The organism is Microcystis sp. M31BS1, assembly GCF_020245285.1.
Lineage (GTDB): Bacteria > Cyanobacteriota > Cyanobacteriia > Cyanobacteriales > Microcystaceae > Microcystis > Microcystis panniformis.
Window position 1 is genome coordinate 1 of sequence record NZ_JADBVE010000156.1, and the last position, 26150, is coordinate 26150.

General features: G+C 41.5%; 25 protein-coding genes and 1 pseudogene. 16 read left to right on the forward strand and 10 right to left on the reverse strand.

Annotated elements, in window-relative coordinates:
- Positions 1-203: 203 nt before the first annotated feature.
- Positions 204-518: a DUF433 domain-containing protein gene (locus IM509_RS08690; protein ID WP_052278248.1), complete on the reverse strand. Its 315-nt coding sequence runs from the start codon at positions 516-518 to the stop codon at positions 204-206.
- 355 nt (positions 519-873) lie between these two features.
- On the opposite strand from IM509_RS08690, the gene larE reads away from it, so the two are divergent.
- From larE to IM509_RS08715, 5 genes are all read left to right on the forward strand, one after another.
- Positions 874-1683: an ATP-dependent sacrificial sulfur transferase LarE gene (gene larE, locus IM509_RS08695; RefSeq protein WP_052278247.1), complete on the forward strand. Its 810-nt coding sequence runs from the start codon at positions 874-876 to the stop codon at positions 1681-1683.
- Between the two features lie 379 nt (positions 1684-2062).
- The gene (locus IM509_RS08700) at positions 2063-3073 is read left to right on the forward strand and encodes a permease (RefSeq protein WP_002793150.1); all 1011 of its coding nucleotides are present in this window, start codon (positions 2063-2065) and stop codon (positions 3071-3073) included.
- Positions 3074-3097: 24 nt separating this feature from the next.
- The gene (locus tag IM509_RS08705; RefSeq protein WP_052278246.1) at positions 3098-3889 is read left to right on the forward strand and encodes a TIGR03943 family putative permease subunit; all 792 of its coding nucleotides are present in this window, start codon (positions 3098-3100) and stop codon (positions 3887-3889) included.
- Between the two features lie 246 nt (positions 3890-4135).
- Positions 4136-5614: a hypothetical protein gene (locus IM509_RS08710; RefSeq protein WP_072925132.1), complete on the forward strand. Its 1479-nt coding sequence runs from the start codon at positions 4136-4138 to the stop codon at positions 5612-5614.
- 30 nt (positions 5615-5644) lie between these two features.
- Positions 5645-7021 (forward strand): aldehyde dehydrogenase, encoded by a 1377-nt coding sequence (locus tag IM509_RS08715; RefSeq protein ID WP_185236971.1) that lies wholly within the window; start codon positions 5645-5647, stop codon positions 7019-7021.
- A 184-nt stretch (positions 7022-7205) separates the two neighbouring features.
- Here the strand turns inward: IM509_RS08715 and IM509_RS08720 are convergent, their stop codons facing one another.
- The 3 genes from IM509_RS08720 to IM509_RS08730 all read right to left on the reverse strand — a co-directional run bounded on the left by IM509_RS08720 (position 7206) and on the right by IM509_RS08730 (position 9554).
- The gene (locus tag IM509_RS08720; RefSeq protein ID WP_072925127.1) at positions 7206-8615 is read right to left on the reverse strand and encodes an isochorismate synthase; all 1410 of its coding nucleotides are present in this window, start codon (positions 8613-8615) and stop codon (positions 7206-7208) included.
- A gap of 235 nt (positions 8616-8850) precedes the next feature.
- Positions 8851-9255, reverse strand: a complete 405-nt coding sequence (locus IM509_RS08725) for an NIL domain-containing protein (RefSeq protein WP_002760353.1) — start codon at positions 9253-9255, stop codon at positions 8851-8853.
- 32 nt (positions 9256-9287) lie between these two features.
- A complete protein-coding gene (locus IM509_RS08730; RefSeq protein WP_002760351.1) occupies positions 9288-9554 on the reverse strand; it encodes a ssr2422 family thylakoid membrane protein in 267 nt (88 codons plus the stop codon).
- Positions 9555-9657: 103 nt separating this feature from the next.
- Here IM509_RS08730 and IM509_RS08735 point away from each other — a divergent pair, with 103 nt between their 5' ends.
- The 3 genes from IM509_RS08735 to IM509_RS08745 all read left to right on the forward strand — a co-directional run bounded on the left by IM509_RS08735 (position 9658) and on the right by IM509_RS08745 (position 12726).
- Positions 9658-10209: a thioredoxin family protein gene (locus IM509_RS08735; protein ID WP_043995638.1), complete on the forward strand. Its 552-nt coding sequence runs from the start codon at positions 9658-9660 to the stop codon at positions 10207-10209.
- A 278-nt stretch (positions 10210-10487) separates the two neighbouring features.
- Positions 10488-10841 carry a hypothetical protein gene (locus tag IM509_RS08740; protein WP_002772182.1) on the forward strand — a complete coding sequence of 118 codons (354 nt, stop codon included), beginning with the start codon at positions 10488-10490 and terminating at the stop codon, positions 10839-10841.
- Positions 10810-12726 carry a hypothetical protein gene (locus tag IM509_RS08745; protein ID WP_052278243.1) on the forward strand — a complete coding sequence of 639 codons (1917 nt, stop codon included), beginning with the start codon at positions 10810-10812 and terminating at the stop codon, positions 12724-12726. Before IM509_RS08740 ends, IM509_RS08745 begins: the two co-directional genes overlap by 32 nt.
- Before the next feature lie 157 nt (positions 12727-12883).
- On the opposite strand, the gene ftsH is transcribed toward IM509_RS08745, so the two are convergent.
- The gene (gene ftsH / locus IM509_RS08750; protein ID WP_052278586.1) at positions 12884-14848 is read right to left on the reverse strand and encodes an ATP-dependent zinc metalloprotease FtsH; all 1965 of its coding nucleotides are present in this window, start codon (positions 14846-14848) and stop codon (positions 12884-12886) included.
- 132 nt (positions 14849-14980) lie between these two features.
- Here ftsH and ccsB point away from each other — a divergent pair, with 132 nt between their 5' ends.
- The 5 genes from ccsB to IM509_RS08775 all read left to right on the forward strand — a co-directional run bounded on the left by ccsB (position 14981) and on the right by IM509_RS08775 (position 20636).
- Positions 14981-15967 (forward strand): c-type cytochrome biogenesis protein CcsB, encoded by a 987-nt coding sequence (gene ccsB, locus IM509_RS08755; RefSeq protein WP_052278242.1) that lies wholly within the window; start codon positions 14981-14983, stop codon positions 15965-15967.
- 108 nt (positions 15968-16075) lie between these two features.
- Positions 16076-17398: a serine/threonine protein kinase gene (locus IM509_RS08760; protein ID WP_052278585.1), complete on the forward strand. Its 1323-nt coding sequence runs from the start codon at positions 16076-16078 to the stop codon at positions 17396-17398.
- Between the two features lie 706 nt (positions 17399-18104).
- The gene (locus IM509_RS08765) at positions 18105-19349 is read left to right on the forward strand and encodes an ATP-binding protein (protein WP_185236972.1); all 1245 of its coding nucleotides are present in this window, start codon (positions 18105-18107) and stop codon (positions 19347-19349) included.
- Between the two features lie 46 nt (positions 19350-19395).
- On the forward strand, positions 19396-19971 hold the full coding sequence (locus IM509_RS08770; RefSeq protein WP_052278241.1) for a Uma2 family endonuclease: 576 nt from the start codon (positions 19396-19398) through the stop codon (positions 19969-19971).
- An 80-nt stretch (positions 19972-20051) separates the two neighbouring features.
- Positions 20052-20636: a Uma2 family endonuclease gene (locus tag IM509_RS08775; protein WP_052278240.1), complete on the forward strand. Its 585-nt coding sequence runs from the start codon at positions 20052-20054 to the stop codon at positions 20634-20636.
- Positions 20637-20649: 13 nt separating this feature from the next.
- Here IM509_RS08775 and IM509_RS08780 read toward each other — a convergent pair whose 3' ends face one another.
- The gene (locus IM509_RS08780) at positions 20650-22137 is read right to left on the reverse strand and encodes a DUF3084 domain-containing protein (protein WP_052278239.1); all 1488 of its coding nucleotides are present in this window, start codon (positions 22135-22137) and stop codon (positions 20650-20652) included.
- 7 nt (positions 22138-22144) lie between these two features.
- Positions 22145-22822, reverse strand: coding sequence for a global nitrogen regulator NtcA (gene ntcA, locus IM509_RS08785; protein ID WP_002793163.1), 678 nt, complete (start codon positions 22820-22822; stop codon positions 22145-22147).
- 214 nt (positions 22823-23036) lie between these two features.
- Here ntcA and fabI point away from each other — a divergent pair, with 214 nt between their 5' ends.
- The 3 genes from fabI to IM509_RS08800 all read left to right on the forward strand — a co-directional run bounded on the left by fabI (position 23037) and on the right by IM509_RS08800 (position 25007).
- Positions 23037-23813: an enoyl-ACP reductase FabI gene (gene fabI / locus IM509_RS08790; RefSeq protein ID WP_052278238.1), complete on the forward strand. Its 777-nt coding sequence runs from the start codon at positions 23037-23039 to the stop codon at positions 23811-23813.
- 227 nt (positions 23814-24040) lie between these two features.
- Positions 24041-24403, forward strand: a complete 363-nt coding sequence (locus IM509_RS08795) for a helix-turn-helix domain-containing protein (protein WP_002759746.1) — start codon at positions 24041-24043, stop codon at positions 24401-24403.
- A 19-nt stretch (positions 24404-24422) separates the two neighbouring features.
- Positions 24423-25007, forward strand: a complete 585-nt coding sequence (locus IM509_RS08800; RefSeq protein ID WP_002759745.1) for an IS630 family transposase — start codon at positions 24423-24425, stop codon at positions 25005-25007.
- 34 nt (positions 25008-25041) lie between these two features.
- Here IM509_RS08800 and IM509_RS08805 read toward each other — a convergent pair whose 3' ends face one another.
- The 3 genes and pseudogenes from IM509_RS08805 to IM509_RS08815 all read right to left on the reverse strand — a co-directional run.
- Entirely contained in the window at positions 25042-25320 is a 279-nt protein-coding gene (locus IM509_RS08805; RefSeq protein WP_004163807.1) for a UPF0175 family protein, read from the reverse strand.
- Positions 25321-25390: 70 nt separating this feature from the next.
- Positions 25391-25516 (reverse strand): hypothetical protein, encoded by a 126-nt coding sequence (locus IM509_RS08810; protein WP_260441204.1) that lies wholly within the window; start codon positions 25514-25516, stop codon positions 25391-25393.
- Positions 25517-25519: 3 nt separating this feature from the next.
- Positions 25520-26044, reverse strand: a pseudogene (locus IM509_RS08815) (tetratricopeptide repeat protein); the annotation flags it as partial.
- Positions 26045-26150 lie beyond the last annotated feature (106 nt).

The window sequence follows — 26150 nt, forward strand, 5'->3', positions numbered from 1 at the left end:
GGTTCTTCGGTTTGTCTTATGCAATGGACGGGGTTATAAGGAATGAAACCCTTATAGAGACAGACATTACCGCAATTTTTGTCAATTGTTTGCGATCTAGAGTGAACTAATCAATTAAATCCCTTACCAGATAAGGATTTAGTCGATTTATGCCCCCCTATCGAACCATACCAAGTCCCGAAGAGCCTAAAGTTTGAGATTCACTACTTTATTGCCTGTGCTTTAAGTCGGTTAACAAAGGGAGAATCTCCAGCTTTTTCTCGCATTTTTTGGGCAAATTCTAAATCAGCTTGGATAGCTTGATCTAATTCATCTCTATGTTCCCAATAGTAAGCTAATGCTGAGTGAATTTGACTCATACTTAAATCACGATGGTTAATGTGAATTTCTGCTGGAGTCCAACCGTAGGCTATTTGTGCCATAACTAGATCAATCACTTTCAGGGTAGAACCCGCAATTATTGGTACTCCCCGATGATCAATTGCAATATGTTTATAGTCTGTGAGATTTGTTGTCATGTAGAGAGGGTTAAGCTAAAAGACATTTATAATTATACTAAGTACCTAGGCAAAATTAATTACACATATCTAACCACCTCTTGCCCCTTGCATGAGTGCCTATCTTGACTAGGAAATTTATTTTGCACGACTACTTACCTCATTGCCGCAAATTCTTGGGACAAGTGGCTTAAGCTAAGTAGGGAGGCAAAATTATTTGTAGGATGGGTTAGCGGTAGCGTAACATAATCGGGCGTTGGGTTTCATGCTTCAACCCAACCTACGTTCATCTTATATTTAATTCCACCCACCTACTTACTTGTCTATACCCAATATAAAAAACGGTCTCCCTAAACCAGTTGCCAAAATCGCCGCCATGGACAGTCAATTACTTGATAAACTCGGACAATTACAAAACCTCTTAAAAACCAGCGAAAAAGCTCTGATTGCCTATTCTGGGGGCGTGGACAGTACCCTAGTGGCCAAAGTGGCCTATGATCTGCTAGGGAGTCAAGCATTGGCAATTACGGCGGTTTCCCCTTCCCTACTGCCGGAAGAATTAGAAGAAGCGATCGCTCAGGCCGATTATATCGGTATTCGGCATGAATTGGTGGAAACCGAGGAAATGAATAACCCCAATTACACCAGTAATCCCGTTAATCGCTGTTATTTCTGCAAAAGTGAGCTACACGACACCCTTAAACCCCTTGCTCTCGCTCGTGGTTATTCCTACGTCATCGATGGCGTTAATGCTGATGATTTAAGGGATTATCGTCCCGGAATTCAAGCCGCTAGGGAGCGCGGCGCTCGTTCACCTTTGGCGGAAATTGCTATCACAAAAAGCGAAGTTCGTCAACTATCTCGTTACTTAAATTTACCTTGGTGGGATAAACCGGCGCAACCCTGTTTAAGTTCCCGTTTTCCCTACGGGGAGGAAATTAGCCTGGAGAAATTGCAAAGAGTCGGACGGGCGGAGATTTATCTGCGAAAATTAGGTTATCGTCAATTACGGGTGCGATCGAGCGGCGATACGGCACGGATTGAATTACCGGCAGCAGCAATTCCCGACTTTATTAATCGGACAAATTTAAGCGAATTAGTCGCTGATCTGCAAAAATTAGGCTTTATCTATGTCACCCTCGATCTAGAAGGTTATCAAAGCGGCAAACTTAATCGAGTCCTCTAGTTCAGTGATCAGTAAACAGTAATCAGTGGACTGAAAACTCAAATCTGCTCTAACAGCGTTGGGTTTCATGCTTCAACCCAACCTACGTTCTGCTCTAACAGTTATCTTAATGGTGAGGTACGAAGTTTTCGTTTTGGGGAGTTGGTCGTCAATACCAAATTGGGTTATACTTCATCTTGACGAGAAAGGCTGTAACGGATAACTGGTAACGGATAACTGGTCACTGATAACTGATAACTGATAACTGGTCACTGATAACTGATAACTGGTCACTGATAACTGATAACTGATAACTGGTCACTGATAACTGATAGATGAACCTTTTTCTAGGGTCCCTAAGTCTTTACCCTTAAACCTCTAATTGCCAAGGCGAGGATAGATGAGTCAACTACAAAATGCCTTTACGCTATTCCTGAGCCTGTTGGTGGAAGCGATGCCTTTCTTACTGCTAGGGGTGATTCTCTCTAGTATTCTTTTAATATTTGTCGATGAACGTCGCCTAGTTGCTCTGATGCCTCGAAATGCTGTTTTAGGAGCATTTGTGGGGGGATGTATTGGTTTTTTGTTTCCCGTCTGCGAGTGTGGCAATGTGCCGGTGGCGCGACGTTTACTTGTGCAAGGAATGCCGAATGCAGTAGCGGTTAGTTTTCTCTTAGCAGCGCCGACAATTAACCCGATTGTTATCTGGTCCACTTGGGTAGCTTTTCGCGATCAACCGGAAATTGTTTTCTATCGAGTTATCTTTTCTTTGTTCATCGCTACGGTTATCGGTATTATCTTTAGTATCCAAAAAGATCCCCGACCGCTCCTACAAACCTCTTTGGCAAAAAGTCTCAATTGGCAACCGCAAACACCGGAAAAAGAATCTATCCCACTACTACTACAATCCGGTTCTTTTCTGATCGGTAATTCCGGGCAAACTTTGCGCTTAGATGAAAGTTTTGCCGCTACTGCTGTCCTACCGGCAGTGCAAGCAATCCCGATGAAAAGGCGCTGGTTAACTTTTCTGGAAAACGTGGTGATGGAATTACGCGAATTAGGAGGAGTGTTAATCTTAGGAAGTGCTATAGCGGCGGGTTTACAGGTGTTTGTTCCCCGGGAATTTGTTCTTAATTTGGGTCAGGATCCGATTACTTCGATCTTGGCCATGATGCTGTTAGCGGTCATTGTTTCGATTTGTTCCACAGTTGATTCTTTTTTTGCTCTCTCCTTTGCCTCTAGTTTTACCAGTAGTTCCCTGCTGGCTTTTCTAGTGTTTGGTCCAATGATTGACCTGAAAGGGATTGGTTTAATGTTGTCTATTTTTAAACCAAGAATGTTAATTTATCTCTTTGCTTTAGCAGCGCAAATGACTTTTTTACTCACCTTGGCTCACAGTTATTTATTCTAGGTCAGTTCCTAGATAGTTTTTCCCATGAATTCATCACGTCTAAAAATAATCGCCCCCCAATTTATCGATATTATTGCCCTAATCGGTTGGGGTTCGTTACTATTTAAATACTGGATAACTGGACAATTAAATTTACTGATCCATCCTAATTATTTTATCCTGGTTCTCATCACCAGTATTGCTTTATTTGCCCTAGGATTAGTCAAGCTTTGGACATTATTAAAACAGTGGCAAAAAAAGATTAATTTAGATAGTAATGATAATCGATCGCATATTACCATTCTTCCCCAACATTTTGGCTCAGGTTTATTAGTAATAACTGCCCTTTTAGGCCTATTTATCGCCCCGCAGCCCCTCAGCAGTCAAATCGCATTACAGAGGGGAATTAGTGAATCTTTACCCCTAACTCGCGTGCAAACTCAATCCTTTGGTACTACCGTTAAACCGGAGGAAAAAAGTTTAATTGAATGGGTAAGAACTTTGAATGCTTACCCCGAACCTGATGCTTACACAGGACAACCGGTAAAAGTCACAGGTTTTGTGGTGCAATTGCCCCAATTACCCGATAATTATTTATTAATTAGTCGCTTTATTCTTACCTGTTGTGCCGTAGATGCTTATCCCGTCGGTTTACCGGTGAAACTATCAGGAAGTCGCGGTCAATATCCCAATGATACTTGGTTAGAAATCACTGGAGAAATGGCCACGGAATCTTTACCGGTAGAGGTGGGAAAATCCACCAGCAGAAGACAATTAGTAATTAAGGCTAAATCCGTGAAACCTATACCCACTCCCGTTGATCCCTACGGATATTAACAGTTATCAGTGAGCAGTTATCAGTTATCAGTTATCAGTTATCAGTTATCAGTGAGCAGTTATCAGTGAGCAGTGAGCAGTTAAGTAGGTGGGTGGAATTAAATATAAGATGAACGTAGGTTGGGTTGAAGCATGAAACCCAACGCCCAATCATGTTACGCTACCGCTAACCCATCCTACAAATAATTGTGCCTCCCTACTTATCAGTGAGCAGTGAGCAGTTGTTGTTACTAACCATCTACTATAATGCTGAAAACCTTACAACTACAACCGATTGATAAATTAGCGATAACATTAATTGTATCCCTAACCTTAGTAATTGGCGGCTTAATTTGGTTGGGTAATAGCTGTGGTAATCAATGTCTTTTACAAACAGGTCTAAGGGTCAAGGAATTTAGCTGGGAAAATCGAGAAATTGGCGCGGAAGATCAAGCATTTATTATCACTTTTGATCGCCCCATGGATCATGCTAGTGTAGAAAAAAATCTAGTTATCGATCCTCCGCTGCCGGGGAAGTTTAGTTGGGCCGGAAGACGATTAGCTTATACCCTCACTTCTCCCATTCCCTACGGAGAAAAATATCATCTGCAAATTGAAGGTGCGCGGGAACAATTTCGCAGCGGTAATCGATTAGGACAAACCCTGGCAATTTTTGAAAGAGAATTTAAAAGTCGCGATCGTGCTTTTGCCTATATTGGCACTAATGGGGAAGAACAGGGAAGATTAATTTTTTATAACTTGACGGAGGAGAAGAAAACCCTCTTAACCCCCGCAAATTTGACCGTTATGGCTTTTGAATTCTATCCTGATGGTAAAAAAATTCTCTTTTCGGCCGTGGCGAAAAATCAGGGGATAGAGGGAATTCGTGAACTACAGCTTTACCAAGTTGATTTTGGCCAATCTTCCCCAAAAATTGAGTTAGTGCTAGACAATAAAGATTATCAAAATAATCATTTTGATTTAGCTAAAGATGGGGAAACTATTGTCGTGCAGAGAATTGAGCGCCGCAATCCGATTAACTTCGATTTATGGGCAGTTAAATCGGGGGAAAAACCCCAACAATTAAACATCCAAGGCGGAGAATTTTTGATCGCACCTGATAGTAAAACTTTGGCTGTCACCCAGGGGGAAGGAATCGCCCTTTTGCCTTTAAAAACTGAAACAAAACCCCTAGATTTTTTACCAAAATTTGGGCGAATTTTGAATTTTTCTGCTGATGGTACGGCTGCGGCAATGGTGAATTTTAATACTGATAATGCTAAAATGCGTTATATTCGATCGCTTTTTTATGTCAATAATCAAGGATTACAAAAACGCTTACTCAATCTACAAGGTTCGATTATAGATTGTCAATTTAATGCCACTGGTAGTGATTTATATTGTTTGTTAACTGAGTTAGTTACTAACAGTCAAGAGTACAAAGAAAAACCCTATTTTGCTAAAATAGATGTGAAGACTGGTCAAGTAACTCCCCTACTGGAATTAGCCGATTATCGTGATATTCACATTAGTTTATCTCCCGATAGTTTAGCGATTATTTTTGATCAACTTCGCACCAGTTATGATACTAATCCGACTAATCCCCTGACTACCGATTCAGGAGAAACAATTATCGGTGGTCGTTTGTGGATGTTAATTCCTCCCCTACAAGATGGAGTGAAAGCAAGTAAATCTGATTTAATTGAATTGCCTCTAGCGGGAATTCGTCCCCAGTGGATGCCGTAGAATTTCATTATTAACTTGGGAATTATTTCGATGCTGTCAAACTCAGAAAAATTAGCCAAATTGCGTCAGTATTTTGTTAGTGGTGCCACTCGTTCCTATCAATTCCGTCGTCAGCAGTTAGAGAATTTAAAACAGGCAATTATTAAATATGAAGGAGAGATATATCAAGCTTTATATAGGGATTTAAAGAAAAGTCCCGAAGATTGTTGGATTACTGAAAATGGGTTCCTTTTGGGGGAAATTAATAACGCTTTAAAAAATTTGCGCTCATGGATGCACCCCAAAACTGTTAAAACTAATCTCTTAAATTTTCCTTCCTCCAGTCAAATTATTCGGGAACCTTTAGGAGTGGTTTTAATTATTGGTGCTTGGAATTATCCCCTCCAATTGTTATTAGTGCCTTTAGTTGGCGCTATTGCTGCTGGTAACTGTGCGGTATTAAAACCGAGTGAATTTGCCTCAGCGACGGAAAAATTAGTAGTTAAAATAATTCAGGAAATATTCCCCGAAGAATATGTGTTAATTGTACCCGGAGATGGTGCGGAAGTAATTCCGAATATGTTAGACAGTTTTACCTTTGATCATATATTTTTTACTGGCAGTACAAGGGTAGGAAAAATTATTTATCAACTAGCGGCAGCAAAGTTAATTCCTGTTACTCTAGAATTAGGGGGAAAAAGTCCCTGTGTTATCGAAGCTGATGCTAATATTTCCGTGGCAACCCGTCGCATTGCCGTGACAAAATTCTCTAATTGTGGTCAAATGTGTATCGCAGCTGATTATGTTTTAGTACATCAATCCCAGCAGGAGAATTTGATCAGAGAATTAGCAAACACTATTGTTAATTTTTTCGGTGAAGATGCCAGATTAAGTGCTGATTATGGTAAGATAATTAATGAGAAACAATTTGATCGCCTGATTGACTTTCTCCAAGATGGTGAGATTGTTTTTGGCGGCAAAACCGATCGAGAAAATTTATATATTCAACCAACTTTATTAACTAATGTTTCCCTCGATGCTCCTATTATGCAAGGGGAAATATTCGGTCCAATTTTACCGATCATTGCCTTTAGCACTTTTGAGGAAGCTTTAGCAATTATTGCTAAAAACCCTAACCCTCTAGCTTTTTATCTGTTTACTACTAAGGCAAAAACCGAAAAGAAATGGTTAGAATCTGTCCAGTTTGGGGGAGGTTGTATTAACAACAATAGTTTTCATTTTACTAATCCTAGTTTACCCTTTGGTGGTCGGGGAAATAGCGGTATCGGTAGCTACCATGGTCGTTTTTCCTTTGAGAATTTTAGTCACCAAAAAGCGATTATGAAAACACCTCTTTGGTTCAATCCCGCTTTAAAATATCCGCCTTTTAAGGGGAAGTTAGGCTTATTTAAGTTATTAGTTCGCTAAAAAGCTAAGTAGGTAGGTGTTAAAAACTGTCAGATACCCCCCTTATTAAGGGGGATCCCCCCGCCTATCGGCACCCCCCTTATCAAGGGGGGCAGGGGGGATCGGCACCCCCCTTATTAAGGGGGGCAGGGGGGATCAAAGGCAAAATCTATCTTCAATTTAATTATAACTACTTACTTACAGTTTAAGTTAAAGCTTTTAAGAGAGCTTGAAATTTCAGCTGAATTTCTGCTAGTTCTTTTTCCGGATCGGAACCGGCAACAATACCCGCACCGGCGTATAATCGCGCTCGATCGCCTTTAATTAAGGCCGAACGAATACCAACAATAAACTCACTATTATTTTGACAATCGATCCAACCCAAAGGAGCGGCATAAAGAGAGCGATCGAAGGTTTCATAATGACGAATTTGTGCTAAAGCGATCTCGGTGGGAACCCCAGCAACAGCAGGAGTGGGGTGTAGTTGAGCAAGAATTTCGAGGGGATGGATGGAGGGTTTTAGTTTGGCATGAATAGGAGTCCAGAGATGTTGAATATTGGAGAGTTTTAACAATCTAGAGGGAGAATTTTGCGGATTTAAGCCAATTTGTCGCAATTTTTGGTTAATAAAGTCACTAACAGCCCGATGTTCCCGTTGTTCTTTTTCACTAGCGAGGAGTTTATTGGCAAAGAGAGCATCTTCGATCGCATTTTCTCCCCGGGGGGCGGATCCCGCTAAAGCATCGGTGATTAATTGCCCCTGATGGACAGTTAACAAGCGTTCGGGACTAGCGCCGATAAAATGATCTCCCCGTCCATTGCCGAGGGAAAAAGTGTAGCAATCAGGATGACGCTGACGCAAATTATCGAGACAGTTTACCAGATGAAAAGGACGGGGAGAAATCACGTCAAGAGCGTGAGCGAGGACAATTTTGCTAAATTTTTGAGCATGGATAGATTGGAGGGCATCGGCAACAGCCGCTTGAAAATTATAGGTAGGATGAATATAATAACTACAGGGATCCTGACGGGGATTTTGTCGGCAATTGCTCGAGTTATTTTGGATAATTTTGAGGTTATTAATAGTTTCTTCGAGGGATTTTTCTATTTCTTTTTCGCCGGTGATTAAGAGATTGGTAAGGAAAAAATATTCCGACTGTTTTTTGATAATTTGAAACTTAGGCAGGGTTAGGTTAGCTGAGGGAAAGGGGGTGGCTGTTTCCGAGTCGAAAAAAGTGAAACTGCAAAAGATGCGGGGAGTAATCTCGCTATAGTTATCAATTTTGATAATTCTTTGTTGACAGTTTTCAATAAATTTTTGAGCTTTTAAAAAACGTTGTTTGCCGTGGAAAGTGGCAGCAAAGGCGATGCCGTAGCCGAGAAAAGCGGTTTCTCGTTCGGGATTTTCCCAATAATAATGGGTGGGATAGCTAGAAGCAATCCGAGAGAGAATTTCTAGGGGATCAAGGGGGGAAATTTTTTGACAAAAACTGACGATCGACCGATTTCCCTTTTCTGCGGCTAACAGTTGCGGGTTGAGGATAAAGTTATAGAGGCTGCGAAGATCAGCAATCGGACTATCAAGATAGGAAAGGCGAGGAACGGCAGAAGTCATGTCAAGTTTTTTGTATTTTTTGCAAAAAAACCATGATTAATGGTATGTAATCCCCACAGATGTGGCCAGAGTCAGCAATCTCTTTTTAACTATGGTATCGGAGAAAGGGTCTTTAGGCAGAAAGGGAAGGGGATATTTGTGACGATTAACCGGGTTGGAGACAAATGAAGGCTTAAAATCTCCAGAGATGGCTATTATTTAAATGGGCAAAAAAATTAATTTAATAATTTCTACTTTACAAGTTTGTGGAAATTGCCACCACGGGACAAGTGGGGATACATTGTTCACAAACCACACAACGGGAACGCAAAAACTTAAGACGAAAACTTTCGGGATCAAGGGTTAAAGCTTCCGTGGGACAAACTCCCGTACATAAGCCACAATCGACGCATTTTTCTTCATCAATGACGATTTCGCGACTAACTTGGGAAACGCCAATATTTTGTAATTGTAACCATTCGATCGCCGCTTCTAACTCATCGATATCTCCCGATAATTCTAATACTAATGTTCCCACTTGATTGGGGGCAACTTGGGCGCGGATAATATTAGCGGCGATGTTAAAATCCTTCGCCAGTCGATAGGTAACGGGCATATGGACGGCTTTTTTGGGAAAAGTGAGAGTAACGCGTTTTTTCATGCAGCCTTTCCGATCAAAGAATCTTTTTTTGCTTATTTGCCGAAAACGGCTGGAATTACAATAGTAGCAGTAGCGGCAACGATTAGACCAAAAGCCAAATTAACTACCTGTTGATCAGCTTTTTGGTAGGTATCGATGCTAAGACTAAGTTCACGGATTTGGTTGATCACGTCTCCTAGCTTTTTTTCAATGTTTTGAAGGTTACTTTCTAAAGTTTCTAATCGCCCCTCAATTGTATGAACGTCCCCTTCTAGCCTTTTTAGCTGTCCCTCTATTCGATCGAGTCTTTCTTCGGTCATAATTATTACCCATCTCTAACTTAATTGTAACTCAATCGACACCAATACTAAAAGAGCGCAGCAATCGTTACAATAGGACAAAGTAAACTTTGATTAAATGTCCATGACAGCCACCACACCCACCAACAAAACCAGAAATCTGCTGCTGGCAGTGACGGCAGTTATCCTTAGTGTAGCGATTTTCTTTGGCTTTCAAACCACCGCTAGTTCCGTATCTTTGGAAGCGCAAGCGGAAAAAGCGACACCTTTCGAGCTTGCCCTCAGCAATGGTAAACCCACCCTGACAGAATTTTATGCTAATTGGTGTACCAGTTGTCAGGCGATGGCCCCTGAAATTGCCGAAATTAAAAAACAATACGGTAATGCCATTAATTTTGTCATGCTCAACGTTGATAATAATAAATGGTTGCCAGAAATTCTCCGTTATCGTGTGGATGGTATTCCCCATTTTGTCTTTTTAAATAACCAAGGACAACCGGTTGCCCAAGCGATCGGAGAACAACCAAAATCAATTTTAACTGCTAATTTAGAAGCACTTTTAACTAATTCTACCCTACCCTATGCCACCACTACGGGAGAGACTTCTGATTTTAATATCCTTGTGGGCGCTAGTCAAACTGATCCCCGCAGTCACGGCAGTCAAGTTAAGCAGTAATCAGTTATCAGTTATCAGTAATCAGTAATCAGTAATCAGTTATCAGTTATCAGTTATCAGTGGAAAGCTTAGGGCTGAAAGCTAAGTAGCTGGTTATAATTAAATTAAAAATGGATTTTAGCTTCGATCCCCCCTGCCCCCCTTGATAAGGGGGGTGCCGATAGGCGGGGGGATCCCCCTTAATAAGGGGGGCATCTGATAGTTTTTAACGCCTACCTACTTATCATTCAAGAGTCAACTATCAATCAGTACATTTTATTGACTAAAACCTTTTAATTATGGCGATTATTGTCCAACATTTGACCACAGGTAACGAATATATATTCCTAGGAGTTAGTGGGGGTGAAAGTAAGAATATTTTACCCACCAAAATGTTAGGAGATTTCTTCGCAACGGAGGCTCCAGATAAATCTCGATCGGTGACGGTTTGTGATGATCAAGGCCGGATACTTTGGTTTCCCGTCACAGAAATAATTGTGGTGGAGGTAGATGGTCAAAAACCCGAAGAATTATTACCAGAAATTATCGCTCCTGAACCAGTTCCTTTACAATTAGATAAAGAGAATCAACCTCAGTCCCCAGAAAATCAAGGAAACATCGATGAATTTGCCGAAGATGACGATTGGATCTAGAATTAAATATCTAATTTTAGCGGGAATAATTGCCCTATTTGCTATTGGCTTTAATTCCCTCTATTCTGTTTCTCAAAACTCGATCACTTCCTTCCCTGTTGCCGAAGTTCAACCCCAATATCTTAACGATTGGACACCGGAATTAGAGGCAGAATTTCAACAAAGGGCCAAGCAGGTTATTAACCATTTTGCTAAGGCAGAAAGTTATGGCAATTTGTGGGGAGAAAACGAGAAAAGATCCTATCCTATGGCCATGTTTGATTTCTTGGCAGGAAACCGGCAAAAAGCCCTAGATTTCCTGCAGCAGGATGACCCACAAAAACGAGAACAGGCCCACACCGATTATATAGATTATTATTTTTCTTTTACCCTGAAAGGACAAATTAGAAAATATTTTCTTCTCGGAAAGTATCTCGATCCTGTTTATCGTCAGAGAATGTATAATGCGGCGAAAATTTGGACAGAAACTGACCCTTTACAACGCCCCCATCCTATCCATGGTACTGGCCAAGGCACGGGTAATGATTGGAGTATAACAAGACGGGGTTTATGGGTAGATAGTCGTAATACTGATAACCTGCGAGCGATGCGAGAAACATCGGTTTATCTGATGGCCGAAGAAACAGGAAATGAAGCAACTCGTCAACTCTATAAAAGCAAAATTAAGCGCTACGTTTCGGCTTTATATAACATCGGTATGGGAGAATGGGATTCAGAAGTTTATCACGGTCATACCTTTGCTCCCTATCTCAATCTCTACGATTTTGCTCAAGATACGGAAGTTAAACAATGGGCAAAAATGGCCTTAGATTGGTTATCCATGGCCGCTAGTGTTAAATATTATCGGGGTGGTTGGGGTGGCCCTGTAAAACGTGATTACGGTGATGGCCACGGCGTAATGCGATCGCACGCAGCCCGCGCTTTTTGGTTATACTTTGGTGATACTCCCGTCGCCAATAATCGCCCGGAATTGGACTCTCTTTATCTAATTACCAGTCGTTATCGTCCTCCTTTAGCAGTGATGGAATTAGCCCGAAAAAACTTTAATAAACCGGTAGAAATTCTCGCCAGTAAACCCCTGTATGAAAACTGGAAACCGGGCAATAATCAGAGTCCGGGTTATTGGGAAACTCAATTTATTGGGGCTAGTTATCAAATGGGTAGTCTGGCGGGAACTTTCCCCGATGGCGATGTGGCCCCATTTAAATTAATGGCCTTTAATCAAGACAAAGGGGTGGATTTTTTTGTGGCTAACACTGGCAACAATGGCGTAAAACCGGGCAAAAATCCCGGGGATGAAATCGGACAATATCGCAATCTTTTAATCTGGTTACGACCAGCAGATCAAGCTTTTTTCTGGCAATTACCGAAAACCGCCAAGGTAGAAAAAGATGATAATATCTGGTTTATTCAATTAGAAAAAACTTGGTTAGCTCTGAGATTAATAAATCTTTCTTCTCCTGAAATGATCGAGATTCCTAATTCCCCTTATCCCGATGATAATACCTACCAAGCTTTACCCACAGGTAACAATTATGCGGGTTTTGCTCTGGAAGTGGGAGAAGCGGCAACCCAGGGCAGTTATGAGAATTTTAAGAGCATATTTAAGCAAAAAAGTCAAGTAAATTTAACTCAAATTAACCAAGGCAGCCTCTTATTTAAAGGCAGTCAAGGGCAGAGTTTACAATTTACCTATAATCAAATCAATCTACTGCCGATGTTAATTCGTAACGGTCAAAAGCACGATTGGTCAAAAAATTTCGCCCTTTATAACAGTTTAAGTCGAGATAACTCTCCTGTTTCTTTGGGTTGGAAAAAGGGCAAATTAACCGTCAAAGCAGGGAAATATCAGTTTTCAAATGCTTTGATTCTGTCTTCTCCTTAAGTTAGATATTCTCGATTATTTATTCAGCAAACCCTAGTTATGAGGAGAGGCAAAAGGCAAAAGGCAAAAGGCAAAAGGCAAAAGGCAGCTTTGTTCTCCCCACTTCCCCACTTCCCCACGAAAAACTTTTTCAGCAGACCCTATTTATGAGGATTGATCAGACCATTTGCGCTTGATTTAAGAATTCTTGCAATTCTTCTCCTTCGATTACTTCGGTGGTCAAAAGATTAGCGGTAATGGACTCTAATAAATTGCGATTGTGACTGAGAATTGCTAGGGCTTTTTGGTAACTAGCGTCGATAATTTGTTTAACTTCTTCATCGATCGCTTTGGCCGTATTTTCCCCGATCGAACGCCGGGGACTACCCTGATTATTACCTAAAAAATTAGCCTGTCCTGTTTTATCGTAGGCTAGGGGTCCCAGGGATTTACTCATACCATACATTGTCACCATTCTTTCAGCAATATCCGTCGCCCTTTGTAAATCATCGGAAGCGCCATTAGTGACACTGCCAAAGATTAATTCTTCGGCTGCCCGACCGCCCAATAACATAGTAATTTGTTCTTTAAATTCGGTTTCTGTCATCAAAAAACGGTCTTCCGTGGGAATTTTCAGGGTATAACCCAAAGCGGATAAACCCCGGGGAACGATGGAAATTTTCTCCACCCGACCACCTCCCGGCATGACAGCGCCAACTAAAGCATGGCCAACCTCGTGATAAGCGACGATTTTCTTTTCTTTTTCGGAGAGAACCCGACTTTTCTTTTCTAAACCAGCGATAACTCTTTCTATCGCCTCTTTAAAATCAATTTGACTGACTTTTTCCCGATTATTGCGGGCGGCCAAGAGAGCAGCCTCATTGACGAGGTTGGCTAAATCGGCACCGGCAAAACCGGGGGTTTGGGTGGCGATCGCTTTGAGATTAACATCTTCACCCATCTGGACTCGTTGGGCGTATATTTCCAAAATTGCCAATCGTCCCGCTAAATCGGGACGATCCACCAAAACTTGGCGATCAAAGCGCCCCGGACGCAATAAAGCGGCATCAAGAGTCTCTGGGCGATTGGTGGCGGCTAAAACGATGACAACGGCTTCTTTGGGGCTAAAACCGTCCATTTCTGTCAAAAGTTGATTTAAAGTCTGCTCGCGCTCATCATTACTGCCGCTAGTTCCCGATCCCGAACTTCTCGATTTACCGATCGCGTCCAATTCATCAATAAAAATGATGCTAGGGGCATTTTTCTTCGCTTGGGCAAATAGATCCCGCACCCGGGCTGCCCCAGTCCCGACAAATAACTCCACGAATTCCGAGGCCGAAATGCTAAAAAACGTCACTCCCGCTTCCCCCGCGACCGCTTTTGCTAAGAGGGTTTTTCCCGTCCCCGGCGGTCCGACCAAGAGAACACCTTTAGGAATACGCGCCCCAATTTTATTAAAGCGCTCGGCATCCTTGAGAAATTCGACAATTTCCTTTAACTCGGTTTTTGCTTCCTCGGCCCCGGCCACATCACTGAAGGTAATCGGATATTTTTCGCCGTCTCCGTAAACTTTAGCGAGATTTTTATTAAAAAGCAGCGATTTACGGGTGTCATCGTTGCGATAGAACAGAAACTGCATAGCAGCGACTAAAATTAAGGGAGGAACCACCCAAGCGAGGAGAGTGCTGATCCAACTGTTTTCGGCCACGGGAATCGCCTCGAAGATTACGCCTTTTTGCTGTAATAGTTGGGGTAATTGGGGGTTATAAACTGTAATCGTGGCAAAAACTCGTCCAGGGGCTAGATTACTGCTCGGTTTGCCCGCTAGAGAACTAGAATCACCGTAAAAGGGATGACTTGATTCTGGAGGATTAACGGGGGGATTACCCGGAATAGGCAGGGATTCTAAAGGATTTTTTAATTGATAATAGATGACTTGATTGCCAATTCTGACCTTACTGATGTCGCCCCGTTCCACTTTACTGATAAATTCGCTGTAGGGTTCGAGGGGAATATTGGACAATTCTGAGGGACGAGGGATAAGAAAATAGCCTAAAACGGCAACACCAGAACAAATGATCAGGATTTTGCCTAACCGCGGCCAACGCGACCAGGAAAATTTATTATCTTCTTGATTAGCCATAATTTTTAGGGCAGGTGAGAGTGAAAATACAAAGTTCATACTAACAATTCCCTATCTCGATCGCCTTACCGATGGGATAGGATAGAGGATGGAATACTTGGTAGCGAGCGAGCGACAAACGAGAGAAATCCCATGAATTTAGTTAGCTTAGAGAACTTTCTCGATAACACTTCTTTTTTAGTCCTGTTTTTAACTATGCTGGTTTATTGGGCCGGGGCAGCCTTTCCTAGCATACCTTTGTTGCCTGGCTTAGGCAGCACGGGAGTGGCCATCGCTAACCTCTGTATCGCCGCTTTATTGGGGGCGCGTTGGTTAGAAGCGGGTTATTTCCCCATCAGCAATCTTTACGAATCTTTATTCTTTCTCGCTTGGGGTGTAACTGCGGTTCATTTAATTGCTGAGTACAATAGCCGCAGTCGCCTGGTGGGGGTGGTGACGACTCCTGTGGCCATGGGGATTACTGCTTTTGCCACTTTGTCTTTACCAGGCGAAATGCAAACTTCGGCTCCCTTGGTTCCGGCTTTAAAATCGAATTGGCTGATGATGCACGTTAGCGTCATGATGTTAAGTTATGCTGCTTTGATGGTGGGTTCCCTAATGGCGATCGCTTTTTTGATCGTCACGAGAGGTCAAAATATCGAGTTAAAAGGCAGTTCCGTGGGTACGGGGGCCTATCGTCTCCAAAATAAGTTATCTACCACTCTTTCTGCGCCAATTTTCCTGGAAACGGCTAACGGTGGACCAACCGCCCTTTTAACTCCCACCTTAACAGCGATGGCGACTCTTTCGCCCCAACGTCTTAGCTTGGCGGAAACCCTCGATAATATCAGTTATCGGGTCATTGGCCTCGGTTTTCCCCTTCTCACTATCGGTATCATCGCCGGAGCAGTTTGGGCCAATGAAGCTTGGGGTTCCTATTGGAGTTGGGACCCGAAAGAAACTTGGGCGCTAATTACTTGGTTAGTGTTTGCCGCTTATCTCCATGCCCGCATTACCCGGGGATGGCAGGGAAGAAAACCAGCTATTCTAGCGGCGAGTGGTTTTGTTGTGGTTTGGGTATGTTATTTAGGGGTGAATCTTTTAGGTAAAGGACTTCATTCCTACGGCTGGTTTTTCTAAATAAGTTATAGGGGTGGGGTGTGGGGTGTGGGGTGTGGCCCCCCCAACCCCACACCCTGTCCCCAGGAAAAACTTTTTCAGCAGACCCTAAATAAGGGAAAAGCCACTATGACCTTTACTTCTGATTCTCTTTTAGCTGAACGTTACCAACTACAACAACGCCTAGGCAATACCGCTATCGGTCGTCAAACTTGGTTAGCTACCGATGTATTATCCCAGGAATCGGTAATTATTAAACTCCTCGCTTTTAGTCCCCAGATGGAATGGGAAGAATTAAAATTATTTGAACGAGAGGCCGCCGTTTTAGCTTCTCTCTATCATCCCCGTATTCCCCGCTATCGCGATTATTTTTCCCTCGATAAAAATCAAGGTGACGGGATTCCTTGGTTTGTGCTTGTACAAGATTATATACCCGGAGAATCCTTAAGCGATCACTTAGAAAGGGGGCAACGTTTCCCCCCTACGGTAATTCGGAATATTGCCCAAGAAGTTCTCGAAATTCTCATTTATTTGCATGAATTATCGCCCCCAGTATTACATCGAGATATTAAACCTAGTAATTTAATTATTAACTCAGAAAATAACGTTTATTTAGTAGATTTTGGCGCAGTCCAGTCCAGGGGTGCAGCAACAGGAGTTACTTTTACCGTGGTGGGAACGAGTGGTTATGCACCCCTAGAACAATTTTGGGGCCGGGCAGTTCCGGGTTCTGATTTATATGCCTTGGGCATGACTTTAATTCATTTATTGACGGGAATTGTGCCGATAGAACTGCCCCACCGCGACTCTAAAATTCAATTTCGCCAACTGGTGACAATCGATGATGATTTAATCGATTGGTTAGAAACTATGACCGATATGGCGGTAGAAAAGCGGTTTAAAAGTGCCAGAGAAGCCCTGAAATTTCTCCAACATCCCTCCTATCGCCAAGCCTCAAGTTTAATCGATCCTAAGAAATTACCAAAACCTCCCCACAGTTCCATCCGTATCGCTAAACGCCGGGATAATTTAGAGATTAATTTACCCCCAAAAATTAAGCTACTTTCCGATGCTCCTACCCTCTGGTCTTTGGCGATTGTCCTTACTGTCACTGTCTTTATCTCCCCGATTCTTACCTTTATTATAGCTCTAATTGGTTTTATTTGTTTGCGGGAGATGCAATTAATTCTTACACCTCAAGAAGTTTTAATTAAATATAAAGTCTTCAATTTTATCTACAAAAAATTTGCTTTTAAAACTCAAGATTTATGGGGTATTTTTCTCCATAGCAATGGCACAGAAGGTAACTATCAGATTCGTCTGCGGACGGCTAAAAATTATTATCTTATCGGCCAGAATCTCCGCGAGGATGAATGTCTCTGGTTAGGACAGGAAATCCAAGATTGGTTAAATTTTATCAAATATAGCGTTTCTCCTCAAGATGATGTGTAACCAAAACGAAAACCTCATACCTCATCATTAAGATAACTGCTCTAGGTTATCAATTTTATCGAGAATCAATTCAAGAAATCCTAAGAATTAGTCGGTAGGCATTTCTCCCTTTTTAACCTTAATGTTGCAGATAAGTAGGGTTGGCTGAATAATGGTAAAACCCTTTTAAAATAAGGCTTTTGACCTGTTAAAATCCGATGTTCATGCTGCGAAAATCCGATTGGGACTCTCAAAAACCTTGCATTATCCCTCTCGTAGTACATAAAATGGTACAAAAAAAAGAGGGCAACAAAGCCTGAAACGACCAGCTACTGACTCCTGACTCCTGACTCCTGACTCCTAACCCCACCAACAAACTTTTTCAGCAAACCCTAAGTAGTCGGACATAAATTCTGTTGTCTATCTTAAGAAATGTAAATTGCCGCAATTCTTACTGACTCCTGACTTGAAAGTGGCAAGTGGCAAGTGGGGAGAATACACAAAAGCTGTCTCCTGTCTCCTGTCTCCTGTCTCCTGACTCCTGTCTCCTGACTCCTGACTCCTTACCCTACAGTTAACTTTACTTTTGTCCAACTACTTATCGCCCTATCTTGGTAGTATAATAACTGATTGGCATTCCCTCGGCTACAAGGCGGCAATTATTAAATCGGATTAGGAATTGCCAAAAGGCGGCCATGAAATCTTAGTTATTAGTGGAGAATTAAAAATGAACTCTGAAATTTACAAAAAAGTCAGCTTGTTAGTTTTGTATCAAGGGGTTTTTGATAATGCTATTGGCCAGGCATTTATTACCCTATTATCTACGGATAATGTTGCCGATTTTCTCAAAGCTTATGGTCAATTGTTTCAAGCTTTAGCATCTAAAAATATCAGTTGGAATGATTTTCTAGTCGAACAAATTTTATTAGATGATAATCCCTTTAGTCAACAGGTACAGAAAAAAATTGTTTCGGAGTTACCTGAATCTTTAATTGATGGCGTTAAACAGGATTTATCTATCCTCCAATCTCTTTATAACTCTAGCATTTATAGCTTAAGTAATTCGACGGTTTTTGAACAAATTAAATTTCTAATTTTCCCCGCTTGGGAAGTGGACAATAAATTAGAAAGTTTTCTGCATTCCAGTTCAGATTGGGGAGAATTAGTTGAAGACCTAGCCGATTATTATCGCGAATGTGGTACAGGAATTTTTGCCCGTTATCAAGCTTTAAGGTGGCAAGAAGGCAGATTACAAGGAATTACTCATCCCGATCCCGTGCAGATTCAAGACATAGTCGGTTATGAAATGGCTAAGAAAACCTTGATTAAAAACACTGAGTTTTTATTAGCAGGTTATCCCGCTTTAAATGTCTTACTCTATGGTTGCCGTGGTTCAGGAAAATCCTCTCTGGTTAAGGGATTATTGCAAAAATATCATAGTCAGGGATTGCGCTTAATTGAAGTGGCAAAATCGCAGTTAAAAGACCTACCATTAATTATTGAAATCTTGCGAGATTTGCCCCAAAAATTTATTATCTTTGTCGATGATTTATCCTTTGAAGAAGACGATGAAGCTTTTAAAGCTTTAAAAGTTGTTTTAGAGGGAAGCGTCACCGCTAGACCGAAAAATGTCGTAGTTTATGCCACTTCTAATCGCCGACATTTAGTCAGAGAATTTTTTGCGGATCGACCACAACCAAAAGATAGTGATGAAGTGCATAATTGGGACACAGTACAAGAAAAATTATCCTTTAGTGATCGCTTTGGTTTAACCCTCACTTTTGAACCTGCTAATCAAGAAAAATATTTGGAAATAGTGCGTCATTTAGCCAGTTTAGCTAAATTAAAAATTAGCTTAGAAGAATTAGAATTTCGTGCCAAACAATGGGCAACCCAACATAATGGGCGATCGGGAAGAACTGCTAGACAATTTATTGATTTTCTCCAAGGGGAATTAGAATTAAATGGGTAGCATTAATTGTGTTATGATTAAATAAAAGAAGCTCTAATCTAGAAAAATGTTGACTTCATCTCCTCCCAAAACCCTCAGCTTAGAAGCATATCGTAATTTAGAAACCATTGCCGAGGTTAAACACGAATATCACGACGGGGAAATTATCGAGATGACAGGGGGAAGCATCAATCATAATAGTATTCTCATTAATCTTATTGTCCTGCTAAAATTAGCTTTAAGAGGAACTAATTATCGTCTTCAATCTAGCGATCTACGTCTATGGATACCCCAATATAATCGCGGTTTATACCCAGATTTAATGATCATTGCTGGGGAACCATTATTTAGTGATAATCGCAACGATGAAATTTTAAATCCCTGTGTAATTATCGAAGTTTTATCCTCTTCCACCTCTAGTTATGATCGGGGTGATAAATTTCGTTATTATCGTTCTATACCCCAATTAAACCAATATCTTCTCGTCAGTCAAGGGGAGATACTAATAGAATCCTATAGCAAAACATCAGAAAATAGTTGGTTATTACAAGAATACACCCCAGCAAGGGGAATTATATCCCTAGATTCTTTAGGAATTAGCTTAAATCTTGCCGATATTTACGAAGGAATTGATTTTAATTGAGGAATAATTTATGAATGATAACCTTTTTTTCTGTGATCTAGGTTATAATCAGGAGGATTAAAAATTCTGTGACAGAGAAAATGCTAACTCGATCTCCTACCAAAACCCTCAGCTTAGAAGAATATCGTAATTTAGAAACCATAGCCGAGGTTAAACACGAATATCACGACGGAGAAATTATCGAGATGACAGGGGGAAGCATCAATCATAATCGACTGGTACGCAATTTAATTCGCTTGTTAGACAATGCTTTAAGGAAAACTATTTATGAAGTCTTTCCCAGTGATTTGCGACTATGGATACCCCAATATAATCGCGGTTTATACCCAGATTTAATGATTATTGCCGGGGAACCATTATTTAGTGATAATCGCAACGATGAAATTTTAAATCCCTGCCTAATTATCGAAGTTTTATCCCCTTCTACCTCTAGTTATGATCGGGGTGATAAATTTCGTTATTATCGTTCTATACCCCAATTAAACCAATATCTTCTCGTCAGTCAAGGGGAGATACTAATAGAATCCTATAGCAAAACCTCAGAGAATAATTGGTTATTGCAAGAATACACCCCAGCAAGGGGAATTATATCCCTAGATTCTTTAGGAATTAGCTTAAATCTTGTCGATATTTACGAAGGAATTGATTTTAATCTCAACTCCTAACTTTAGCTATCTTTTAAGAGGACGTACTAAAAACAATTTTACCATCTTTTACCGCTACCAAACGCAAAGTTAAGGGTCCAGATGTATTAGTTTTACTAGCAGCAACTGCCTCAAGTGTCTCGATAGAATTACCCGACCTTTTGACTTGATCGATAAAGTTAACTACCGTAGTTAATAAACCATCTTCCACTTGAATTGACCCTAAAACTCCCGCACTTCTAGCGCGAAATTGAGCCGAAGCTAAGAGTAAATCTAAACGCTTTTGCAGGTCTTCTTCTGTCATATTTTGCGGATCAATAGAAACGGCAGCGATTACCTGTTTCTCCTCAAAAACTCTTTGATTGGGAACCACATCAGCAAAGACACGAATCTCGGTTTCTCCTAAGACATAATTACCTGCGGAAAGGATTCTCACCACATATTCTTTACCGTCCTGTAATTGTTGACTTAACTGTTCTACCTGTGCTTTTGTGATCTTAACTAAACGCTGGTCAAAATTAGGCTGATTCGGTTGGGTGGCACGGATAGCATTCATATTCGCTTCCCGCAATAACTTATCGATAACGGTGACAATAGCTTGGGGATCAACAATACGAAAAGCTCCAAAAGATAACACCTGTCCCCGGAAAATAGCGATTTGTTTTTCCCGCAATTCTTGATAGGTTTGATAGTATTGTTCTAAAACTTCCACTTCCCGCTTAAGAAAAGCCATTTGGGTTTCTAAATCTTTTAATTTTCCCTCACGCTGTTCCAAAGCTAAATTTTTATCGACGATCGATCGATCAAGTTCTCCAATGCGTTGATCCCGGCGATCAATTTCTAGCTGTAGGGTTTTTTGTTGGGTTTCCAACTGTTGAAGTCGCGCTTGTCTGGTTGTTAATAATTTTTGTTGATTAGCCAACTCTTTATCTCTAACTTTAACGGTGGTTTGTAGTTGATTTATCTGACTAGAAAGAATTGATTTTTGTTGGAACAATTGATCCCGTTGACTGCTTAACTGTGCCTTTTGATTAGTTAAAATAACTCGTTCATTATTTAAATTAGCCACTTCCTTCCGAAACTTTTCCAACTGTCCCGAAACTAATCGCAAACGTTGACGCGAAGCTTGATAATTTTTGTTAAGAACCTCTAGACGTTTCTGCACAGCTATCTGTTCACTTTTAGCTGTTTTTAAAGCCTTTTCCACCTGATTTTTTTGTTCGGTGGTTTTTCTGACCTGACTTTCTAAATCCTTAATAGCGGCACGACGTTCATTTAAAAGACGATCCAGTTCAAAAACCCCTTGACGCAGGGATTTACTAGAAGCAAACAAGACAATTAAAGTGGAGCCGGCGATCAAAATTCCCGTTACAATCGTCATTAAAGTTGCGGTTTGTTTCGGACGCAGATTAAATAAACGCATCCTTTTCTTACCGATACGGCTCCCTATGCGATCGCCAACCGCCGCTATCAGACCACCTAAAACCACGATGGCCAAAACCAAAATATAAGCGCTAGTCATCCAGAATTTAAGTAAATTGTTGACTGAGAGCGACGGGATTATGGACGGTAATTTTCTTCTTGTAAATTGAGACCATTTCTTGATCCCGCAGCTCTCCCAATAAACGGGTGACAGTGACGCGAGTAGAACCGATCGCTTCTGCGATCGCTTGGTGAGACAATTTTAGATCCACCCGGATGCCATCGGTGGTGGGAACCCCAAAATCACGACAGAGAATTAACAAAAAACTGACCAAACGTGAACCCATATCCCGGTGAGCTAAGGTTTCGATCATCATTTCCGTTTGCAGAATCCGCGAGGACAAACCCTGCAGCATCAACATTGATAAATCGGGATTATTGCGGAGGGATCTTTCTACCTGATCGATCGGGGCCGAGAGTAATTCTACCGGAGTAAAAGCCACGGCATGATAAAAACGATCCGATCGCTGGCCGGTGAGTAAGGATAGCACACCAAAGACGCTATTTTCCCGCAGTAGAGCCACGGTAATTTCTTCTCCCGCTTCATAGACTCGCGACAACTTAACGGCTCCTTTCAGCAAAAAATAGACTCTTTCGGCGGGATCTCCAGGGAAAAAGATCGTTTTGCCACGCTCGAACAATTCCACCACCGGGGGGAAATTGCCGCTGCCGATTCGACGGAACACATCTGCTAGGGGTTTATCTTGTATTAATGATAAGTCCATCTCACATCCAAAAAAAGGGAAAATTGTTTTTATTATGCAACGAGTGTCACCTCTATTAAACATAACCGCTCCCTAAACTGGGAAAAGTTTTGGGCGCTTTTTGCCAGACAATGGGGGAGGGGTGATCATTGCTGCCCCTTTATCTGTATCCCTATTATACCGAATCTCGCTGGGGTCGGCTATTGGGGAGATTTTTGTAAGAGAAACGAGAACTATGTTAGATTTAACGGGAAAAAACGCCCTAGTGACGGGAATTGCCAATAATCGCTCGATCGCTTGGGGAATTGCCCAACAACTCCATCAAGCTGGTGCGAATATCGGTGTCACCTATCTCCCCGACGAAAAGGGCCGTTTTGAGAAAAAAGTGCGAGAATTGGCCGATGAACTTAATCCCGCTTTTTATGTCCCCTGCGATGTCCAAAATGACCAACAGGTAGAAGATACTTTCGCTACAGTGGCGGAAAAATGGGGTAAACTGGATATTTTGATTCACTGTCTCGCTTTTGCCGATAAAGAGGGTTTAACGGGCGATTTTACCGCCATCCCTCGGGAAGCTTTCACTAAATCCCTAGATATTAGCACTTTTTCCCTAACCCGTCTAGCGCGATCAGCTAAACCTTTGATGACGGCAGGGGGAAGTATTATCACTCTTACCTATCTCGGCGGTGTCAAGGTAATTCCTAACTATAATTTAATGGGGGTGGCAAAGGCCGGTTTAGAAATGAGTGTTCGCTATTTAGCCGCCGAATTAGGTGGTCAAAAGATCCGAGTTAATGGTATTTCCGCCGGTCCAATTCGCACCTTGGCATCTTCGGCCGTGGGGGGAATTCTTGATATGATCCATCATGTGGAAGAAATCGCTCCTTTACATCGCACCGTGACACAAATTGAGGTGGGAAATACGGCCGCTTTTTTAGCCAGTGATCTTTCTAGTGGTATTACCGGTCAGATTATTTATGTAGATTCCGGTTACGAAATTATGGGAATGTAGTTTTAAGTAGGTAGGTGTTAAAAATCATCAGCGCCCCCCTTATTAAGGGTAGTAGGGTTGATTCATGAATCAACCCTACTATGAATCAACCCTAGGATCAAGGGGGTATCAAAGGCGAAATCTATCTTCAATTTAATTGAAACGACTATCATATAGCGGTATGCACTTGCATGAGGTACAATAGAAGAGGACAATAAATTATAGACCTAGGCAGGAGCCACGACCCGATGAAGCCCTATTCTTTAGACTTGCGACAAAAGATCATCGAGACCTACGAGGAGAATAACCTCTCACAACGTGAGTTAGCCAAAAGATTTAGAGTAGCTTTAAGCTTTATCCAGAAACTAATCAAGCAGTGGCGTGAAACAGGAAATCTAAATCCCCGACCGCATGGTGGAGGACAAAAACTCAAGCTTAAGAGCGACGAAATTATCTTGCTGGGCGATTTAGTCCAAGAAAAGAAAGATGCCACCTTAGACGAGTTAAGAAAACAAATTGAGGAAAAAACACAGACGGTGGTGAGTAACTCAACAATCAGTAGAATTTTAAAACGGCTAAATTTAACTCAAAAAAAAAAGCTTACACGCTAGGGAAAGAGACACGGAAAGAGTGCAAAAATTAAGAGAAGAATATTGGGAGAAAATCCGAGATGTTAGAGCGGAAGATTTGGTTTTCGTTGACGAGTCTGGCTCTAATCTAGGGATGACAAGACTTTATGGCAGGGCTGAAAAAGGTCAGAGAGTGTATGATTCAGTTCCGTTAAACCGAGGAAAAAACGTCACGATAATTGGAGCGATAGCGCTCAAAGGCTTGCTGGCTTTTATCAATGTATTTGGAGCCGCAAATGGTTTAATATTTGAAGCATTTATTGCTACATTATTAGTTCCAAACTTGTGGAAAGGAGCTTGTGTATTAATGGATAATGCTTCGATTCATCAAAAAGAAACCCTCGAACCAATTCTTCAAGAAGTCGGTGCTAGACTGGAGTTTTTACCTCCCTATTCTCCCGATTTTTCTCCCATTGAAAACTGTTGGTCGAAAGTGAAAATACTGATTCGTTCTATGTCACCTCGTACCTATGCTGATCTAGAAAAAGCTATCGTTCAAGCCTTTAGTCAGATTACATTGCGAGACATCCATCACTGGTTTACCCATTGTTGCTATTGCGATACCCCTTTTAAAGAGCCTACCTAGTCATCCATGCTGTACCTCATTCAACTGAAACCCGCTATAAAAGACTATGATCGTGTTTGTTGCGAAGTTGCTGAAGAGTCTTGCGATCGCTGTCTAGATCGACTTCATCGTAATGTAAATCGGCATCGTGGTTTTTCAAAAAAGCATCCACCACCCAACGAGAAGATAGACCTAAAATACTTCCGACCTCGGCACTGGTGATTTTTTCCGCTCGGTAGGCCTGCACCACCAAAGCCTCTAAAATTTCACGGGTAAGATTATTGTAGTTGTAATGTTGAAGCAATTCATCGGGAATATCGATAGTAATTTTCATGATTTAGCTTCCTTTTTTTTGGGTTTACCGATAATTTTTATAGAACTTAGGTTGAGTTGAAGCATGAAACCTAACACCTTAGTAATCGTCCAATTTCTTTGAGCGATCGCTGTAGATATTCTGGCAAGGGTTCAGTCTGCTGTGCGAGGGCAATTAGCAGCGCTTCAAGATTGATAATTGTTTTGGGAATTTCCATAAGTTAGTCCTGTCCAGTCAGGGTATAGGCTGCCCAATGGTAAGGATCGCTGTATTCTGTTAGTTGATCTAGCCCTATTTTACCCAGAGAACAAATCGCCCACCCTCGGTCAGACTAAGCTTGATGGTCATCGGATTTAATGGCTACCGCTTGGTAGTAAGAGGCGATCGCTTCTGCCCATCTGCCTAAATTACCTAACGCAAACCCTCGGTCAGACTAAGCTTGATGCAAATCGGGTTTAATTTCTAAAGCTCGAACGCAGGAGGCGATCGCTTCTCCAAATCTGCCTAAATTATATAACGCAATCCCTCGGTTGTTCCAAGCTTCATGGTCATCGGGTTTAATTTCTAAAGCTCGATCGTAGGAGGCGATCGCTTCTCCAAATCTGCCTAAATTATATAACGCAATCCCTCGCTCGTACCAAGCTTCATGGAAATCGGGTTTAAATTCTAAAGCTCGATCGTAGGATGCGATCGCTTCTTCTAATCTGCCTAGATTACCTAACGCAACCCCTCGGTTGTACCAAGCTATACTTTGCACGGCTACAACTTGCATTTTTTACTCAAGGACAATAATATAGTTTAAGAGTCATAATTAGAAGCAAAGCACTCATTAAAAACATGATTAACCTAGA

Excerpts from the sequence above, each read along its gene's own strand:
- IM509_RS08780 (WP_052278239.1), bottom strand. The coding sequence starts at position 22,137 with ATGACTAGCGCTTATATTTTGGTTTTGGCCATCGTGGTTTTAGGTGGT.
- IM509_RS08735 (WP_043995638.1), top strand. The coding sequence starts at position 9,658 with ATGACAGCCACCACACCCACCAACAAAACCAGAAATCTGCTGCTGGCA.
- larE (WP_052278247.1), top strand. The coding sequence starts at position 874 with ATGGACAGTCAATTACTTGATAAACTCGGACAATTACAAAACCTCTTA.
- IM509_RS08720 (WP_072925127.1), bottom strand. The coding sequence starts at position 8,615 with ATGACTTCTGCCGTTCCTCGCCTTTCCTATCTTGATAGTCCGATTGCT.
- IM509_RS08775 (WP_052278240.1), top strand. The coding sequence starts at position 20,052 with ATGCTAACTCGATCTCCTACCAAAACCCTCAGCTTAGAAGAATATCGT.
- IM509_RS08700 (WP_002793150.1), top strand. The coding sequence starts at position 2,063 with ATGAGTCAACTACAAAATGCCTTTACGCTATTCCTGAGCCTGTTGGTG.
- IM509_RS08740 (WP_002772182.1), top strand. The coding sequence starts at position 10,488 with ATGGCGATTATTGTCCAACATTTGACCACAGGTAACGAATATATATTC.
- ccsB (WP_052278242.1), top strand. The coding sequence starts at position 14,981 with ATGAATTTAGTTAGCTTAGAGAACTTTCTCGATAACACTTCTTTTTTA.
- IM509_RS08710 (WP_072925132.1), top strand. The coding sequence starts at position 4,136 with ATGCTGAAAACCTTACAACTACAACCGATTGATAAATTAGCGATAACA.
- IM509_RS08770 (WP_052278241.1), top strand. The coding sequence starts at position 19,396 with ATGTTGACTTCATCTCCTCCCAAAACCCTCAGCTTAGAAGCATATCGT.
- IM509_RS08810 (WP_260441204.1), bottom strand. The coding sequence starts at position 25,516 with ATGGAAATTCCCAAAACAATTATCAATCTTGAAGCGCTGCTAATTGCC.
- IM509_RS08690 (WP_052278248.1), bottom strand. The coding sequence starts at position 518 with ATGACAACAAATCTCACAGACTATAAACATATTGCAATTGATCATCGG.
- IM509_RS08760 (WP_052278585.1), top strand. The coding sequence starts at position 16,076 with ATGACCTTTACTTCTGATTCTCTTTTAGCTGAACGTTACCAACTACAA.
- IM509_RS08795 (WP_002759746.1), top strand. The coding sequence starts at position 24,041 with ATGAAGCCCTATTCTTTAGACTTGCGACAAAAGATCATCGAGACCTAC.
- IM509_RS08805 (WP_004163807.1), bottom strand. The coding sequence starts at position 25,320 with ATGAAAATTACTATCGATATTCCCGATGAATTGCTTCAACATTACAAC.
- IM509_RS08705 (WP_052278246.1), top strand. The coding sequence starts at position 3,098 with ATGAATTCATCACGTCTAAAAATAATCGCCCCCCAATTTATCGATATT.
- fabI (WP_052278238.1), top strand. The coding sequence starts at position 23,037 with ATGTTAGATTTAACGGGAAAAAACGCCCTAGTGACGGGAATTGCCAAT.
- IM509_RS08715 (WP_185236971.1), top strand. The coding sequence starts at position 5,645 with ATGCTGTCAAACTCAGAAAAATTAGCCAAATTGCGTCAGTATTTTGTT.
- IM509_RS08765 (WP_185236972.1), top strand. The coding sequence starts at position 18,105 with ATGAACTCTGAAATTTACAAAAAAGTCAGCTTGTTAGTTTTGTATCAA.
- ftsH (WP_052278586.1), bottom strand. The coding sequence starts at position 14,848 with ATGGCTAATCAAGAAGATAATAAATTTTCCTGGTCGCGTTGGCCGCGG.
- IM509_RS08730 (WP_002760351.1), bottom strand. The coding sequence starts at position 9,554 with ATGACCGAAGAAAGACTCGATCGAATAGAGGGACAGCTAAAAAGGCTA.
- IM509_RS08725 (WP_002760353.1), bottom strand. The coding sequence starts at position 9,255 with ATGAAAAAACGCGTTACTCTCACTTTTCCCAAAAAAGCCGTCCATATG.
- IM509_RS08745 (WP_052278243.1), top strand. The coding sequence starts at position 10,810 with ATGAATTTGCCGAAGATGACGATTGGATCTAGAATTAAATATCTAATT.
- ntcA (WP_002793163.1), bottom strand. The coding sequence starts at position 22,822 with ATGGACTTATCATTAATACAAGATAAACCCCTAGCAGATGTGTTCCGT.